The 1,516-nt window shown below is 68.0% G+C and carries 1 protein-coding gene; it reads left to right on the top strand.

Annotation, left to right across the window (positions count from 1 at the left end; genetic code table 11):
- Nucleotides 1–93: 93 nt before the first annotated feature.
- Nucleotides 94–1,494 carry an IS701 family transposase gene (locus AB0M08_RS47470; RefSeq protein WP_364508952.1) on the top strand — a complete coding sequence of 467 codons (1,401 nt, stop codon included), beginning with the start codon at nucleotides 94–96 and terminating at the stop codon, nucleotides 1,492–1,494.
- Nucleotides 1,495–1,516: the final 22 nt, after the last annotated feature.

The following is a 1,516-nucleotide window of genomic DNA, read 5'->3' as shown; positions in this document are numbered from 1 at the left end:
CTAGTACGGCAGCCGCCATTAGCAGTCTGACCTGCTGGGATGTGGTGGGGGCGGGGTCCAACATGGACGCAGCCGCCTGTTGATCATGTGTTTGTGAGAACTACAAGATCGAAGGCGGCTGCTGCTGCCAGGATAGAGGCTGCCCGGACGGCCTCGACGGCGGGTGAGCTGCTGGAGCGGCTACGGTCGTGTTTCGCCCGGACACAGACCTGGCAGCACGCGGGCCGGTACGTATCAGCGCTGGTCAGCGAGATCCCGAAACGCAACGGGTGGACGATCGCGCAGCAGACCGGGGACCGGACGCCGGATCGCACCCAGAGGCTGCTGAACCGCGCGGTGTGGGACGGGCGGGCGGCAATGAGTCAGGTACGCCGGTTCGCCGTGACCGGCCTGGACGCCGTAGCCGGGCGCCGCACGCGGCGGGGGCTGCGGATCGCCGCGCTCGACGAGACCGGCCAGGCCAAACAGGGCACGGCGACGTGCGGGGTGAAACGGCAGTACATGGGCTGTGCCGGCCGGCTCGCGAACGGCATCAACACGGTGCACCTGGCCTACGTACGCGAACATGTCGGGCATGCGCTGATCGCCGCCCGGCAGTGGATCCCGGCCGAGCACCTCGACGACCCGGGCACCGCGGCGGGAATGGGCATCGCCGACGGGCTGGCATTTCGGACCAAAGGGCAGGTGGCCATCGACCTGTGCACCGACGCATACGCTGACGGCGTCGTCTTCGATTTCGCCTGCGGCGACGAGGTCTACGGCAACTGCACCCAGCTCCGCGAGTTCTTCGAAGACCGGCAGCAGGCCTACGTGCTCCGCGTCGCCTCGAACTTCATGCTCACCCTGAACCCGGAAACCCGGATGACCTGCACCCAGGCCGTCGCCCTGCTCGCCACCGACGAACCGCGGTGGCAGACCCGCTCGGCCGGCACCGGCTCGAAGGGACAACGCTGGTACGGGTGGGCGTGGATCGCCACCGTCTCACCCCGGCACCACCTACTGGTACGCCGTCACCTCACCAGCGGTGACCTGGCCTTCCACTACTGCTACGTCCCGCAAGGGCAACCGTTGACCCTGGCCAGACTCGTGCGGGCTGCCGGGCTGCGCTGGCCGGTCGAGGAGACGTTCGAGTTCAGCAAGGACTCCTTCGGCCTCGATCAATGCCAAGCCCGGCTGCACACCGCGATCAACCGGCACACCGTGCTGGTCATGACCGCCCTGGCCATCTGCGCGATCGCCGCCGCCCGCCTCAAAACCCGCACCGACACCCAAGCCCCACCACCGAACACACCCGATCAGCGGCCACCCGCCGAGCCCGGCATGATCCCGCTGACCATCCCCGAAACCGCACGCCTACTCGCCACGACCTGGCACCAGCCAAAACCCGCCGACCACGACACCCACTGGCGTAACTGGCGGCGCCGCCACCAAGCCCGAGCACGCTGGTTCCACCAACGCACCCGACTCAACCGAGAGTATTCCCTGGCCAACTAGCAAATGGCGGCTGCCGTACTAG

The sequence above is a fragment of the Actinoplanes sp. NPDC051851 genome, assembly GCF_040681165.1.
GTDB lineage: Bacteria > Actinomycetota > Actinomycetes > Mycobacteriales > Micromonosporaceae > Actinoplanes.
The sequence above is the reverse complement of the archived record's forward strand: the minus strand, read 5'-3'. Positions and strand labels throughout refer to the sequence as shown.